Genomic DNA, 13,666 nt, shown 5'->3' on the forward strand with positions numbered 1-13,666 from the left:
GACACCCGCCATAGACTCGACTGCGTGTCCGACCTCCCTCCCCTCGCCCGCTTCGGCGATCGCGTGGCCACCGGCCTCCTCGATGTGACCAACGACCCAGCGGCCCTGGACTCCAGCGGTTTCTGGGCAGTCTGTGCCGACTTCGAGGGCGGTCTGACCTGCGCCCGCTTCCGGGACGTACGAGAGGAGCCGGTGCCCGCGCCCGTGCCGGGGCGGTGGCTCGGTCCGGCTGCCGGTGACTGGACGTCGTCGCTCGACCGCGTCGCGTACACGGCGGGCGTACGGCGCATCCGCGAGCACATAGCGGCCGGCGAGGTCTATCAGGCGAATCTGTGTCGCGTCCTGAGCGCGCCGATCGGGCCGGACGCGGATGTGGACGACCTCACGGCCCTGCTGGCCCGCGGTAACCCGGCGCCGTACGCAGGAACGATCCGGCTGCCGGGGCACGGGGTTGAGATAGCCACCGCGTCACCCGAGCTCTTTGTGCGTCGCGACGGGCGTGTTGTCGAGTCCGGGCCGATCAAGGGAACCGGGCGGACCGAGGCGGACCTGCTGGAGAAGGACTACGCCGAGAACGTGATGATCGTGGACCTGGTGCGCAACGACATCGGCCGCGTGTGCGCCACCGGGACGGTGACCGTGCCCGATCTGTGCGCCGTCGAGAAGCACCCGGGACTTGTTCATCTGGTGTCCACCGTCCGCGGCGAGCTGGGCGCCGGCGCCGGCTGGCCCGAGCTGCTCGGCGCCGCCTTCCCGCCCGGCTCGGTCACCGGTGCGCCCAAGTCGAGCGCTCTGCGGATCATCGACGCGTTGGAGACGGCGCCCCGGGGCCCGTACTGCGGTGGCATCGGGTGGGTCGACGCCGACCGGGGTGTCGGCGAGCTGGCCGTCGGGATCCGTACCTTCTGGATCGACCGGGCCGAGGGCGTGCTGCGTTTCGGCACCGGCGCGGGGATCACCTGGGGGTCGGACCCCGAGGGGGAGTGGCGGGAGACCGAGCTGAAGGCGTCGCGGCTGCTCGCGGTAGCGTCGGGGGTGTACGAGGTGACTGGAGAGGGACTGCAATCGTGAAGATCTGGCTGGACGGCGGGCTGCAGGACATGGAGTCCGCCCGTGTCTCCGTCTTCGACCACGGGCTGACCGTGGGCGACGGCATCTTCGAGACGGTGAAGGCGGTGGACGGCCGTCCGTTCGCGCTGACCCGGCACCTCGACCGGCTGACGCGCTCGGCACGTGGTCTCGGTCTGCCCGACCCCGACCAGGACGAGGTGCGCCGCGCCTGCGCCGCCGTCATGGCGGCCAACCCGATGCCGCTCGGCCGGCTGCGCATCACCTACACCGGCGGCCACGGTCCCCTCGGCTCCGACCGTGGCGAGCACGGACCGACCCTCGTCGTCGCTCTCGGCGAGACCGCCCGGCGCCCCGACTCCACGGCCGTCATCACCGTGCCCTGGACCCGCAACGAGCGCGGGGCGCTCACCGGACTGAAGACGACCTCCTACGCCGAGAACGTCGTCGCCCTCGCCCGCGCCCACCAACACGGCGCCTCCGAGGCCCTGTTCGCCAACACCGTCGGGCAGCTCTGCGAGGGCACCGGCTCGAATGTCTTCGTCGTCCTGGACGGCGAGATCCACACCCCGCCGATCGCCTCGGGCTGCCTCGCGGGCATCACGCGCGTGCTGGCGATCGAGTGGACCGGCGCGAAGGAGACGGACCTGCCGCTGGACGCCCTCGAGCGGGCCGACGAGGTCTTCCTCACGTCCACTCTCCGGGACGTGCAGGCCGTACACCGCGTCGACGACCGCGAACTGCCGGGCGCACCGGGTCCGGTGACCGCCAAGGCCATGCGGATCTTCGCCGAGCGGTCGGGCGACGACCTCGATCCGTAAGAGCGACGAGCACGCGAAAAAATGAGCTGCCGTGGGCCGGTGCGGTGGGTAGAACAACCCCTGATGACCACGACCCTGCGGCCGACCGAGCCGCTTCAGCACAACGAGGACGGGACCCGTTCGCGCCGCTTCCAGGTGTGTGTGAACGGCCGCCCCGTGGGTGTACTCCACCTCGGCACCCATCCCGTCTTCGGTGACACGGTGGCCCGAATATCCGAGCTGCGGATCGAGGAACCGGACCGGCGCCGCGGCCGGGGCACGGTGGCCGCCCTCGCCGCGGAGGAGGTGGCGCGCGGCTGGGGCTGTCGGCGCATCGAGGCGACGGTCGCCGGTGACGCCGGACCGGGCCTGCGCCTCGCCACGGCGCTCGGCTACGTCGTACGCAATCGCGGCATGGAGAAGGCGCTCGGCGACACTGGGCCCGATCTGCCCCGGGGCAGCCGGGCGCGGCCCATGACGGACGCCGAGTACGGGTCCTGGCTGGACGAGAGCCGGGAGGGATACGCCCGCAGCTGGGCCGAGCGTGGGGTCCCGGAGGCCGAGGCACGGGCCAAGTCCGAGCGGGACCATGCGGCACTGCTGCCGGACGGTCTGCGCACGCCGGATGTGTTCCTGAGCGTCCTCGAGCACCAGGGAACCCCGGTGGGCACTCTGTGGGTGGCGAAGCGCGAAGGCCGCGCGTTCGTCTTCGATGTGGAGACCTACCCGGCCCACCGGGGCAAGGGACACGGACGCACGCTGATGCTGGCGGCCGAGACCCAGGCGATCGCCGCGGGGCAGCGGGTCATCGGTCTCAATGTCTTCGCGGACAACGTCCCGGCCGAGCGGCTCTACGAGTCACTCGGCTACGAGACGACGCAGTACGCCCTGTACAAGACGCTGCTGTAGCCGTCGGCCGGCCGAGGGCCACGGCAGAGTCAGGCACTCGGCTCGGCCAGCAGCCGGTCCGCGATCTCCTCGATGCGCTCGCGCAGCCCCTCCTGGCTCTTGCCGCCGTCGAGGCGCTCGCCGCCGATCACATAGGTGGGCGTGCCGGTCACGCCGATCGCCTTGCCCTCGGCCTGGTCGGCGTCGACGATCAAGATGTGCCGGCCGTCGACCAGCGCGGTGTCGAACTCCTCGGTGTCCAGGCCGAGTTCCCCGGCCGCCTCGACCAGGAAGGGTTCACCCTTACGGTTCAGTTCCTCGACCCGGCCCAGCACGGCCTCCACGTACGGCCACCCCTGTCCCTGCTCGAAAGCCTCCTCGGCGGCCTGTGCACCGGCGAAGGCGTGCTTGTGCTTCTCCAGCGGGAAGTGCCGCAACCGCAGCTCCAGCCGGTCGCCGTAGCGGGCCCGCAGGGCACGGAGATCGTCCAGGGCGCTGCGGCAGTCGGGGCACTGCAGCTCGCACCAGACGTCCAGGACGGGGGCGGCGGGGCGGTCGGGGGAGGAGTCGCTCATGGCTCCAGTCTCCCAGCACCGGCGCGGGCCACCCAACCCGACCGGGTTCCTCGCCGGACCAGGCCCGGACGCCGACGCCTTGCCGTACTGCCGCGACCGGGACCTGCGGAGGAGATGACCCGGAGATGTCCCTGATGTCGGGCCCAGGCATGGCCGGGCGGGGTTGCCACGGTGCAGGATGGAAGGGACGAAGTGCCCTGACCGACTCAGCCTGCCCTGGAGGACCGGATGATTGCCGAGACCGTCTGTTCCGCCGCCGCCGCGGCCGGCCTGGGCATCGCGGCGATCACGGCGTACCGCAAGCGTTTCCTCGCGGCCACGCGCATCGCCGCGTACTCGCTGGTGCCCCTGGGGCTGGTGATGACCGGTGTCGTCGACTGGCTGGCGGACACCGCGTTCAGCCCGACCGCGTGGGCGGGCTTCGGAGTGCTCGGCGTCGCGTGGCTGCTGTTCGCGAGCAGCCGCGCGGTGGAGCGCCGCCGTGGCAGCACGCGCAAGGAGCGCAAGGAAGCCAAGGCCGGCGCACAGCGTGAGGCGGTGGCCCCGGCGGCCTCGGCACCCTCGCTGGGTGCGGCCTCCCGTCAGCCGACCCGGCCCGCGGCCGCGCCCAAGGCCGGGGCCTCGGACGACTTCAGCGACATCGAGGCGATCCTCAAGAAGCACGGCATATGACGCCCGCACGCAGGACTGAAACGACACAGTGGGTCGCCGTCCGGCCGTAAGCGATCATCACTCGAAGCGGACATCGCGGAATTCGGCGAACTCCCGCTCATCCCGGGCGTGTTGATCGCGCGACGAGGGACAACTACGTCATCATCGCCGCGAGATGCTGGACACGACACAAAGCGAGGCCGCGCCACCTCAGGACGAGCCCCGCGGGTGCCTCTTCGCCCTTTCCCAGCCACCGCTGATGATCTTCCTTGCGGTGATCGGGTGTCTGCTGCTCATGGCTGCGCTGCACGATCTGCTGCTGCTCTGAGCCGTACCCGCGGCCCCCGGCGCCACCCGCCGGGGCCCGCGTAGACACCGGCATCTCGCCGAACCGCTCAGCCCGCCGCTTCCTTGCGGCGAGCCCGGTAGGCGGCGACATGCAGACGGTTTCCGCAGGTGCGGCTGTCGCAGTAGCGTCGCGAACGGTTGCGGGAGAGGTCCACGAAGGCGTGCCGGCAGTCCGGCGCCTCACAGCGCCGCAGCCGCTCCTGCTCTCCGGCCACCACGAAGAACGCCAGCGCCATGCCGCAGTCGGCCGCCAGGTGGTCGCCGATGGAGGCGCCGGGGGCGAAGTAGTGCACATGCCAGTCGTAGCCGTCGTGGTCCGTGAGCCGGGGGGTGGTTCCGGCGGCGGCGATGAGATCGTTGATCAGCCCGGCAGCGGTCCGGGGGTCGGGCTCCGCGAAGATCTCGGCGAACCGCCCGCGCACCTTGCGCACCGCGGAGAGATCGAACTCCGAGAGGACACCGACATCGCTGATTTCGTGCTTTTCTACGAAATCGGCGAGCGCCGCGACGTCCGGCAGTGCGTCCGGCGTCTCGTCGCCTTCCGGTGCGGTGTTCACCAGATCCACCACGGCATCGAGCGCACACCGGGTGTCATGGGTGATCAGCACGTTTCGCTCCCTGGCCTGAGGTCGGGCGGGGCGCCCGCCGATGCTGGCCGATGGTAGTGGCTCGCAGCGCCCACAGACCGGCCACGACCGTACGTGGCTTCGAATACAACGCCGCAGCAGCGCCGACGGTTCCCGTCCGGGCCGCCCGGACGGGAACCGTCGGCGTGTACTCACGGTCACCGACCCACCCGCCCTCCCCGAGCGCGCCAACGCCGCCCCCGCGGAGCGGAGGCGGCGCTGATGTGTGCCCTATGCGGTTGTCTTGGCCCGAGCCGTCTCCCCGAGTCGACGGCGCCGGGCGGCTTGCGGGGGCCTCGGCCTAGCTTTCCGCCAGGATGTGCGAGAGCTCCTGATCGAGATCGAAATGCCGATGCTCCGTACCGGGGGGCACCGCGGCATCCGTTCGCTTCAGGAAGGACTCCAGAGCCCGTGCCGGGGCCTCGAGCAGAGCCTCGCCCTCCGGAGAGCTCAGGGCGATGCAGACGACGCCCTGACCGTGACTGCGCGACGGCCAGACACGGACGTCGCCGGTTCCGGTGGGTCGGTGGAGGCCCTCCGCGAGGAGGTCGCGGGCGAACACCCACTCGACGGTCTCCTCGGCTCCGGTGTGGAAGGTGGCGTGCACGGCGTAGGGGTCGGCCGTGTCGTACCGCAGGCCTGCGGGGACAGGCAGGGATGACTCGCTCGACACAACGAGGCGCAGGTGCAGCTCGCAGCTGACCGTGGTGTTCATAAGCGCCAGGGCCTTTCGCTCAGTGTGCGCTCGGGGATTCGCACGTCGGCGAAATCGACATGCCACCTACGGTGCCGTTGTAAACCCCTCTGAGTGTTTTGCGTGTGTTTACGTAACTCTTCCGGCCGAGAACCCGTTCGCGAGGTACGCCCATTCCGGTGACTGGTTTCCGTCCGGTAGGGTTTGGCCGTATGAATACGGGGAGTAACGAGCCGGGCGAGGTTGCCGTGGCTGACGACGAGACCGAAGTGGACGGTGTGAAAGGCGACAGCGAGCAGGGGCTCGGCTCAAAAGCTCCGGAGTTCGTCAAGGCGCGTAGAGCGCTGCATCTGAGCTGGCAGGTGGGCGTCTTCGTCATCGGCCTGGCGATAGTCGTCACCGGCATCATCCTGCTGCCTCTGCCGGGTCCCGGCTGGGTGGTCATCTTCGGGGGCATGGCGGTCTGGGCGACCGAGTTCGTATGGGCCCAGCTCGTGTTGCGCTGGACCAAGCGCAAGGTCACCGAGGCGGCCCAGCGGGCCCTCGACCCGAAGGTGCGCCGTCGCAACATCATCCTGACGTCGATCGGCTTGGTGATCGTGGGTGTGATCCTCGGGATCTACCTGTGGAAGTTCGGCATAGTGATGCCTTGGAAGATCAAGGACCAGTGATCCGCGACGGGGGTGCGGACGTCGGCCGCTGCGGGTTCGCGCTGGTCACTCGCACCCCCTGACATGGGGTAATGTTCTCTCTGCGTCCGGGCGATTAGCTCAGTGGGAGAGCGCTTCGTTCACACCGAAGAGGTCACTGGTTCGAACCCAGTATCGCCCACCCGGATCCGGCGGCCCGCCTGCGACTGTGCAGGCGGGCCGCCGTCGTTTCCGGTCGGCATGCGTCACCCGGCCCGGCAGGGGCGTGCCCTGCCTAGGTGGCATCCCGTCAACTCACCCGTGACCGACCGACCGTCGGCCGACCGGGACGGACGTACGCCGCACTCGCTGTGCGAGGCCCCGATCTCACGCCTCTGACCTGCGTCGACGCGAGAAACCCGGGCACACGGCCCGGCTGGCTCGCCTCCATGTGCCGTCGCCCCGCCCTGCCGGCCGCCAAGAAATTCCTGTCCGAATCATTGACGCACCCCGAGGCCCTCCGTAGCTTGTGCCAGCAAGCGCTTACTTGAAACGATTCATGCAGGCGGCAGCGACGCTGCGGGGAGGCTCGACCGTGAGAACCAGCAGGAATGTTGAGAGGCGTACGATCCTGAAGGCCGCCGGCGCCACGGCGGCCACACTCGGGCTGGCCGCGACGACGGGCTGCGGTGGGGACGGAGGGGCCTCCGCCGATGGGACGGTGACGATCCGTTACGCGTGGTGGGGTGCCGAGGACCGCGCCGAGCGCATCAACAAGACCATTGAGCTGTTCCACAAGAAGTACCCGAAGATCAAGGTCAAGACGGACTTTCAGCCGTACACCGACTTCTGGAAGAAGTTCAACACCCAGGCCTCCGGGGGGAATCCGCCGGACGTGTTCCAGAATGCCATCGGCTTCCTGCGCAAATACGATGCGAAGAATGTGCTGCTCGATCTCAATGAGCAGGTCGAGGCCGGCAATCTGTCGATGGACGGCTTCCGCGCGGGACTGGAGAAGTTCGGCGAGATCGACGGAAAGCTCCTCGGAGTTCCCGTCGGTTCCAACTCGATGGCCCTGGTCATCGACAAGCCCGTCTACACCAAGGCGGGCGTGAAGCCGGAACAGGGCTGGACCTGGGACGACTTCGACGCGGCGATGAAGAGGATCCGCGACAGGGCGGGGCGCGCCGGGGACAGCGGCATGTACGGGGTCATGTACCTCTACGACCTCTATCTCCGACAGAACGGCAAGGCGTTCTTCACCGAGGACGGACTCGGCTTCACCGAGGCGGATCTGACGGACTGGTGGACCAAGGCCGAGAAGGGCGTGCAGGAGGGCGTCTACGCCGACGCCAAGAAGGTCGCCCAGATCAAGCCCAAGTCGGCCGTCTCCGCCGAGCTCGCCGGCGGCGAGTTCACCTGGGACAACTTCACGGTCCGCTACACGTCCGAGGGCAAGAGCGAGTACGGCCTCGCCCCCATCCCGACCACCGACGGCAAGAAGACCGGCCAGTACCTGGGCTCCTTGATGCTCAGCGCTTCCAGGCGCACCGAGCACCCCAAGGAGGTCGCCCAGTTCATCGACTTCATGGTGCACGACCCCGAGGTCGCCAAGATCATGGGCTATGACCGGGGTGTGCCCGCGACCCAGGCCCAGTTCGACGCGTTCCAGCCGACGGACGAGGTCAACAAGGGGATCGCCGCCTACGAGACCTCCCTCGTCGAGGCGGGCGTCCTGGAGCCCATCACCCCGCACCCGAACGGCGCGGACATCTGCGAGGCCGCGTTCCTGCGCATCGCCGAGGAGCTCGCGCTGGGCAAGCGGTCGGTGGACGAGGCCGTCAAGCAGTTCTTCACCGAGTCGAAGACGGCTCTCGCCGGCTGATGGGAACCGCCGTGACACACGCCCCTGCGGTGGCGGGCCCGGCCAAGGGCTCCGAGCCGCGGCACGGCCCGGTGCGGCCCGAGCGTCCCGCCGCCCTCAAGCGGCGGGTCCGCCGGGAGAACCTGGCCGGCTATCTCTTCATGTCCCCCTGGATCGCCGGGTTCCTGCTGCTCACGGCAGGCCCGATGATCGCCTCGCTCTACTTCGCCTTCACCGACTACAACCTCTTCGACGCGCCCAAGTGGATCGGCCTCGACAACTTCTCCGAGATGTTCGGCGACCCGCGCTGGCGTCACTCGGTGCAGGTGACGCTCTGGTACGTCGTCGTCGGCACGCCGCTCAAGCTGCTCGCGGCCCTCGGCGTGGCGCTCCTCCTGGCCCAGAAGCGGCGCGGGCAGGCCTTCTACCGGGCCGCCTTCTACGCCCCGTCGCTGATCGGCGCGAGCGTCTCCGTCGCCATCGTCTGGAAGGCGATCTTCTCGGACGACGCGATCGTCGACCGTACGCAGAAGGTCTTCGGGATCGACGTCGGCGGCTGGACGGGCGATCCGGACCTGATCATCTACAGCCTGGTGGCGCTCACCGTCTGGCAGTTCGGCGCCCCCATGGTCATCTTCCTCGCCGGCCTCAAGCAGGTCCCGCGCGAGTTGTACGAGGCGGCCGAGGTCGACGGGGCCGGCAAGCTGCGGCGGTTCTGGAACATCACCCTGCCGATGATCTCCCCGGTCCTCTTCTTCAACGTCCTGCTGGAGACCATCCACTCCTTCCAGATCTTCAGCTCGGCCTACATCGTCGGCGGCGGCGCCGGAGGCAACGCCTGCGGTCCGGCCGACGGCTCGATGGTCTACACCTGCTATCTGTACGTCCAGGGCTTCGAGAACAGCCGGATGGGTTTGGCCTCCGCCATGGCCTGGATGCTGCTCGTCGCGGTCGCCCTGGTGACGGCGGTGCTGTTCTGGTCCCAGAAGCGCTGGGTGCACTACGAGGAGGGCGCCTGATGAGCGCACCGGCAACCGACATCCAGCCGGCGCACATCAAGCCGGCGCCCTCCGCGCGGGCCGGAGCGCTGCGCCGCCGACTGCCCGGTTCCGTGGCCTGGCACATCGGGTCCCTGCTGGTCCTCGCGGTGATCCTCTACCCGGTGATCTGGGTCGTCGGCGGCTCGTTCAAGAAGAGCGAGGACATCATCGGCAGCCTGGACCTCTTCCCGGGCGACCCGAGCGTCTCCAACTACACCAGCCTCGCCGACGGCATCGCCGACATCTCGATCTCCACCTTCTTCCTCAACTCGCTCTTCCTCGCGGTCGGGTCGGTGATCGGGATCGTGGTGTCCTGCTCGCTGACCGCGTACGCCTTCGCGAGGATCCGGTTCGCGGGCCGGAATCTGCTGTTCACGCTGATGATCGGCACCCTCCTGCTGCCGTACCACGTGCTGCTGATCCCGCAGTACGTGCTGTTCCGCAACATGGAGATGATCAACACCTACACCCCGCTGCTGCTGGGGAAGTACCTCGCCACGGAGGCGTTCTTCGTCTTCCTGATGGTGCAGTTCATGCGGAACCTGCCCAAGGAACTCGACGAGGCGGCCCGCCTCGACGGCTGCGGGCACTTCCGGATCTACTGGTCGATCATGCTGCCGCTGTGCCGGCCGGCCCTGATCACCAGCGCGATCTTCACCTTCATCAACGCCTGGAACGACTTCATGGGCCCGCTGATCTACCTCAACGAGCCCGACAAGTACACCGTCTCCCTCGGCCTGAAGATGTTCGTCGACCAGGAGGGCATCGCGAACTACGGCGGCATGATCGCCATGTCGCTCGTCGCCCTGCTGCCGGTCCTGGCCTTCTTCCTGGCCTTCCAGCGGTATCTGATCGACGGCATGGCGACCTCCGGACTGAAGGGCTGAGGGGGGCGGTCACGATGGCCCAAGCGCGGGCGAAGGCTCGTACGTCACGCGGGGAGTCCGTCTTCGCCGAGAAGTTCGGTGTGTTCGCCGAGTGTCTGCTGACCGGTGTGTGGATCGCGGTGGCCTCCCTCGGCGTGGTCACCTATCCGCCCGCCCTCGCCGCCGGGGCCCGGCATCTGCGTCGCCGCATCGCCCACGAGGGCGGTGGTCTGCGGGAGTTCGTCGCCGACTTCCGGGTGGCCGTGCGGCGTGGGTGGGTCGTCGGGCTCGCCGGGTGGGCCGTGGCGGGCGCGGTCCGGGTGGACGTCCAGGCCGCGCGGGCCGGGATTCCCGGCGGGCCGCTCGTCGGGGCCATCGGGGTGTTCGCGCTGATCGGTGCCGTCGTGTCCCTGCTGCGGGCCGCGGCGGTCTGGACGCCCGACGCCGGCTGGCGGGGACTGCTCGCCGGCGCCGGCCGCCGTACCGTGCTCGACCCCGCCGGGACCTTCCTGATCATCGGCGGGCTGGCCGTCGTGGCCGCCTCCGCCTGGTTCGCCGCGCCGCTGGCGGTCCCTGTTCTCGGGGCCGTCGTAGCGGCGGCCGTCGCCGTGGAGGAGCGGTACCGGCACCGCTGAAGCGGCGGTGCCTCGCACAAGGCCGGCGCTCCGGGCGCCGCCTCTCTCTGTCATGCCCCTGACCATCTGCCCATGGAAAGGAAAGGTCATGTCCCCCATCCCCCGCAGGTCCCTCCTCAAGGCGGCCGCCGTCGCCGGAGCCGCCGCGCAGTTCAGCTGGGCGCCAGGAGCCAAGGGCGCGCAGGCCGCGCCGAGAGGCGCCGGAGCCGACGATGACCCTGTGACCCTGGACTGGCTGGAGGACGGCGGCCTCGGTGCCGCGCCCGGCTCCACCGTCGGCGTCCCCTGGCCGAAGGGCGCCTATCGGCAGGACCAGGATTTCGCGGTCAGGGACGCGGACGGCAAGGAGGTGCCGGTCCAGTCCTGGCCGATCGCCCACTGGCCCGACGGCTCGCTCAAGTGGACCGCCCACGCGGTCAGTTCGGGCACCGGCAAGCTGTCCTTGAGGGCCGGTGAGGCCGCCGTACCGGAGAAGAAGGTCACCGTCGACAAGAGCGGCGGCGTGATCACCGTCTCCACCGGCGTCATCACCGCGAAGATCGGCAAGTCGGGGGCGACACTCATCAAGTCGGTCACCCGCGGCTCCACCGAGATCGCCAGGAACGGCCGCCTCGTGCTGATCCGCCAGCCCGAGATCGAGGACGAGGACCAGGGCTCGGTGAAGACCGAGCGTTTCGAGGGAGCCATCTCCGAGGTCACCGTCGAGCAGGAGGGCCCCGTCCGCGCCGTCGTCCGTATCGACGGCAAGCACCGAAAGGGGGGCCGGAGTTGGCTCCCGTTCTCCATCCGCCTCTACTTCTACGCCGGTGCCGACTCCTTCCGCATGGTCCACACCATCACGTACGACGGCACGCAGGAGCCGGGCAAGGCGAGCGGCGACTTCATCCGCGGCCTCGGCGTGCGCTTCACCGTCCCGATGCGGGACGAGTCGTACGACCGCCACGTCCGCATCGGCGGCGAGGGCACCGGCATGCTCCGCGAGGCCGTCAAGGGCATCACCGGGCTGCGGCGCGATCCGGGAACGGCCGTACAGGCGGCGCAGTTCGCGGGGGAGAAGCTGCCCGACCCGTCCACCTGGGACCAGCGCGTGACCACCCGGCTGCAGTACATCCCGGAGTGGGGCGACTACACCCTCTCCCAGCTCTCCGCCGACGGCTTCACCCTGCGCAAGCGCACGAAGAAGGGCTACGGCTGGATCGGCGCCGGCGGCGGCAGGCGTGCCTCCGGCTTCGGATACGTCGGGGGCGTCAGCGGCGGGCTCTCCTTCGGGCTGCGGGACTTCTGGGAGAAGTTCCCGGCCCAGCTCGACATCCGCGACGCCCACACCGACGCGGCCGAGGTCACCATGTGGCTCTGGTCGCCCGAGGCACAGCCCATGGACCTGCGCTTCTACCACGACGGCATGGGCCAGGACACCTACCCCGAGCAGCTCGAAGGCCTCAACATCACCTACGAGGACTACGAGCCCGAGTTCGGCACCCCCTACGGCATCGCCCGTACCTCCGAACTCCTCTTCTGGGCCAACGAGTCGACGCCCTCACCCGAGACTCTGGCCCGACAGGTCGAGGCCGTACGGGTGCTGCCGCAGCTCGCCGCCCCGCCCGCGCAGCTCATCGGGGCGGGTGTCTTCGGGCCGGGCCTGTACTCCGAGCCGGACCGCTCCACGCCGGCCAAGGCGAAGATCGAGGACCACCTCGACTTCCTCTTCACCTACTACAAGGACCAGGTGGAGATGCGCCGTTGGTACGGCTTCTGGGACTACGGCGACATCATGCACACCTACGACACCGTCAGGCACCAGTGGCGGTACGACATCGGCGGCTACGCCTGGGACAACTCCGAGCTCTCGCCCGACCTGTGGCTGTGGTTCGCGTACCTGAGGAGCGGACGCGCGGACATCTTCCGGTTCGCCGAGGCCATGACCCGGCACACCGGTGAGGTCGACGTCTACCACCTCGGCGAATGGGCCGGCCTCGGCACCCGGCACGGCGTGCAGCACTACGCCGACAGCGCCAAGCAGCAGCGCATCGCCAACACCACGTACCGCCGCTACTACTACTTTCTCACCGCGGACGAACGCGTCGGCGACCTCATGCACGCCAACGTCGACTCCGACGAGACCTTCCTCGTCCTCGACCCGATCCGCAAGATCCGCACCGAGCCGTACACCCCCGACCGGCACGCCCTGTCGATCGGCTTCGGCACCGACTGGAGCGGGCTGGTCTCGGCGTGGCTGACGGAGTGGGAGCGCAAGGGCCCCAAGTGGGAGAAGGCCAAGGCGCGGGTCCTGTCCACCATGGAGACGATCGCCGCCCAGCCATACGGCTTCGTGCAGGGCAGCGGCTTCTACGACCTCGACACCGGCAGGTTCGCCGTCGCCGACAAGCCCGTCGTCGGCGTCTCCCACCTCTCCGCGGTCTTCGGCCTGAACGAACTGTGCGCCGAGCTGATCGGCCTGGTCGACATGCCGAAGTTCAACGAGGCGTACTACGACTACTGCCGCTACTTCAACGCGACGAAGACCGAGCAGGCGGCACGCTACGGCTCCAACTTCGGCTCCCTGCTGCTCTTCCAGGGGCACTCGCGCCTCGACGCGTACGCCGCCGTCCGGACCGGCGACGAGAAGCTCGCCACGCGCGCGTGGGAGAAGTTCTACAACTCCGACGGCTACAAGGAGTCGGCGCCGTGGCGGACGGAGAAGCTGAGCGGCCCCGACGCGCTGGTCCCGGGCAGCGAGGCCGCCTGGGTGTCCACCAACGACACCGCGCTGTACGGGCTCGCCGCCATTGAGAACCTGGCGCTGCTGGGCGACAGGATGCCGTCCTAGCGGCCTGCCGGGGAGGCCGGTCGGGCAGGAGGAGCGCCGCCGCACGGGCGGCGGCGCTCGCATGTGTGGAGTGTGGTCCAGGTCACGTCGCAGAGCATGAGTACGCGTACTCAGAACGTACTCAGACACGGTGCGAACCCCCTGGATGCGGGCAG

14 protein-coding genes and 1 tRNA gene are annotated in these 13,666 nt (G+C 69.3%); 12 read left to right on the forward strand and 3 right to left on the reverse strand.

The features are described from left to right. Positions 1-24 precede the first annotated feature (24 nt). The 3 genes from OG331_RS39275 to OG331_RS39285 all read left to right on the forward strand — a co-directional run bounded on the left by OG331_RS39275 (position 25) and on the right by OG331_RS39285 (position 2,777). Positions 25-1,071, forward strand: coding sequence for a chorismate-binding protein (locus tag OG331_RS39275; RefSeq protein ID WP_406205718.1), 1,047 nt, complete (start codon positions 25-27; stop codon positions 1,069-1,071). Beyond that, positions 1,068-1,889: an aminotransferase class IV gene (locus OG331_RS39280; protein ID WP_406205721.1), complete on the forward strand. Its 822-nt coding sequence runs from the start codon at positions 1,068-1,070 to the stop codon at positions 1,887-1,889. The genes OG331_RS39275 and OG331_RS39280 overlap by 4 nt, the downstream gene beginning before the upstream one ends. A 63-nt stretch (positions 1,890-1,952) precedes the next feature. Then, positions 1,953-2,777: a GNAT family N-acetyltransferase gene (locus tag OG331_RS39285; RefSeq protein ID WP_406205724.1), complete on the forward strand. Its 825-nt coding sequence runs from the start codon at positions 1,953-1,955 to the stop codon at positions 2,775-2,777. A 29-nt stretch (positions 2,778-2,806) separates the two neighbouring features. On the opposite strand, the gene OG331_RS39290 is transcribed toward OG331_RS39285, so the two are convergent. Next, entirely contained in the window at positions 2,807-3,331 is a 525-nt protein-coding gene (locus tag OG331_RS39290) for a DsbA family protein (protein WP_406205727.1), read from the reverse strand. Positions 3,332-3,559: 228 nt separating this feature from the next. Between OG331_RS39290 and OG331_RS39295 the strand changes: the two genes are divergently transcribed. Together OG331_RS39295 and OG331_RS39300 are read left to right on the forward strand one after the other, a co-directional pair. After that, a complete protein-coding gene (locus OG331_RS39295) occupies positions 3,560-4,003 on the forward strand; it encodes a hypothetical protein (protein ID WP_406205730.1) in 444 nt (147 codons plus the stop codon). A 154-nt stretch (positions 4,004-4,157) separates the two neighbouring features. Next, positions 4,158-4,310 carry a hypothetical protein gene (locus OG331_RS39300; RefSeq protein WP_004002639.1) on the forward strand — a complete coding sequence of 51 codons (153 nt, stop codon included), beginning with the start codon at positions 4,158-4,160 and terminating at the stop codon, positions 4,308-4,310. 67 nt (positions 4,311-4,377) lie between these two features. Here OG331_RS39300 and OG331_RS39305 read toward each other — a convergent pair whose 3' ends face one another. Beyond that, a complete protein-coding gene (locus OG331_RS39305) occupies positions 4,378-4,938 on the reverse strand; it encodes a CGNR zinc finger domain-containing protein (protein WP_406205733.1) in 561 nt (186 codons plus the stop codon). Positions 4,939-5,257: 319 nt separating this feature from the next. Then, positions 5,258-5,671: an SsgA family sporulation/cell division regulator gene (locus OG331_RS39310; RefSeq protein WP_004002642.1), complete on the reverse strand. Its 414-nt coding sequence runs from the start codon at positions 5,669-5,671 to the stop codon at positions 5,258-5,260. Positions 5,672-5,862: 191 nt separating this feature from the next. Here OG331_RS39310 and OG331_RS39315 point away from each other — a divergent pair, with 191 nt between their 5' ends. The 7 genes from OG331_RS39315 to OG331_RS39345 all read left to right on the forward strand — a co-directional run bounded on the left by OG331_RS39315 (position 5,863) and on the right by OG331_RS39345 (position 13,511). Continuing rightward, positions 5,863-6,321, forward strand: coding sequence for a TIGR02611 family protein (locus tag OG331_RS39315; protein WP_384194977.1), 459 nt, complete (start codon positions 5,863-5,865; stop codon positions 6,319-6,321). A gap of 88 nt (positions 6,322-6,409) precedes the next feature. After that, positions 6,410-6,481, forward strand: a tRNA-Val gene (locus OG331_RS39320). Positions 6,482-6,838: 357 nt separating this feature from the next. Then, entirely contained in the window at positions 6,839-8,164 is a 1,326-nt protein-coding gene (locus OG331_RS39325; RefSeq protein WP_406205737.1) for an ABC transporter substrate-binding protein, read from the forward strand. Continuing rightward, a complete protein-coding gene (locus OG331_RS39330; RefSeq protein ID WP_406205740.1) occupies positions 8,164-9,162 on the forward strand; it encodes a carbohydrate ABC transporter permease in 999 nt (332 codons plus the stop codon). Before OG331_RS39325 ends, OG331_RS39330 begins: the two co-directional genes overlap by 1 nt. Further along, complete coding sequence (locus OG331_RS39335) at positions 9,162-10,070, forward strand: carbohydrate ABC transporter permease (protein WP_406205743.1); 909 nt, start codon at positions 9,162-9,164, stop codon at positions 10,068-10,070. The genes OG331_RS39330 and OG331_RS39335 overlap by 1 nt, the downstream gene beginning before the upstream one ends. Before the next feature lie 14 nt (positions 10,071-10,084). Further along, a complete protein-coding gene (locus tag OG331_RS39340) occupies positions 10,085-10,684 on the forward strand; it encodes a hypothetical protein (protein ID WP_406205745.1) in 600 nt (199 codons plus the stop codon). A gap of 88 nt (positions 10,685-10,772) precedes the next feature. Further along, on the forward strand, positions 10,773-13,511 hold the full coding sequence (locus tag OG331_RS39345; protein ID WP_406205748.1) for a Tat pathway signal sequence domain protein: 2,739 nt from the start codon (positions 10,773-10,775) through the stop codon (positions 13,509-13,511). Positions 13,512-13,666: the final 155 nt, after the last annotated feature.

Source organism: Streptomyces sp. NBC_01017 (genome assembly GCF_045162795.1).
GTDB classification, from domain to species: Bacteria; Actinomycetota; Actinomycetes; order Streptomycetales; family Streptomycetaceae; genus Streptomyces; species Streptomyces machairae.

Excerpts from the sequence above, each read along its gene's own strand:
- OG331_RS39315 (WP_384194977.1), top strand. The coding sequence starts at position 5,863 with ATGAATACGGGGAGTAACGAGCCGGGCGAGGTTGCCGTGGCTGACGAC.
- OG331_RS39295 (WP_406205730.1), top strand. The coding sequence starts at position 3,560 with ATGATTGCCGAGACCGTCTGTTCCGCCGCCGCCGCGGCCGGCCTGGGC.
- OG331_RS39290 (WP_406205727.1), bottom strand. The coding sequence starts at position 3,331 with ATGAGCGACTCCTCCCCCGACCGCCCCGCCGCCCCCGTCCTGGACGTC.
- OG331_RS39330 (WP_406205740.1), top strand. The coding sequence starts at position 8,164 with ATGGGAACCGCCGTGACACACGCCCCTGCGGTGGCGGGCCCGGCCAAG.
- OG331_RS39345 (WP_406205748.1), top strand. The coding sequence starts at position 10,773 with ATGTCCCCCATCCCCCGCAGGTCCCTCCTCAAGGCGGCCGCCGTCGCC.
- OG331_RS39325 (WP_406205737.1), top strand. The coding sequence starts at position 6,839 with ATGCAGGCGGCAGCGACGCTGCGGGGAGGCTCGACCGTGAGAACCAGC.
- OG331_RS39340 (WP_406205745.1), top strand. The coding sequence starts at position 10,085 with ATGGCCCAAGCGCGGGCGAAGGCTCGTACGTCACGCGGGGAGTCCGTC.
- OG331_RS39285 (WP_406205724.1), top strand. The coding sequence starts at position 1,953 with ATGACCACGACCCTGCGGCCGACCGAGCCGCTTCAGCACAACGAGGAC.
- OG331_RS39335 (WP_406205743.1), top strand. The coding sequence starts at position 9,162 with ATGAGCGCACCGGCAACCGACATCCAGCCGGCGCACATCAAGCCGGCG.
- OG331_RS39310 (WP_004002642.1), bottom strand. The coding sequence starts at position 5,671 with ATGAACACCACGGTCAGCTGCGAGCTGCACCTGCGCCTCGTTGTGTCG.
- OG331_RS39300 (WP_004002639.1), top strand. The coding sequence starts at position 4,158 with ATGCTGGACACGACACAAAGCGAGGCCGCGCCACCTCAGGACGAGCCC.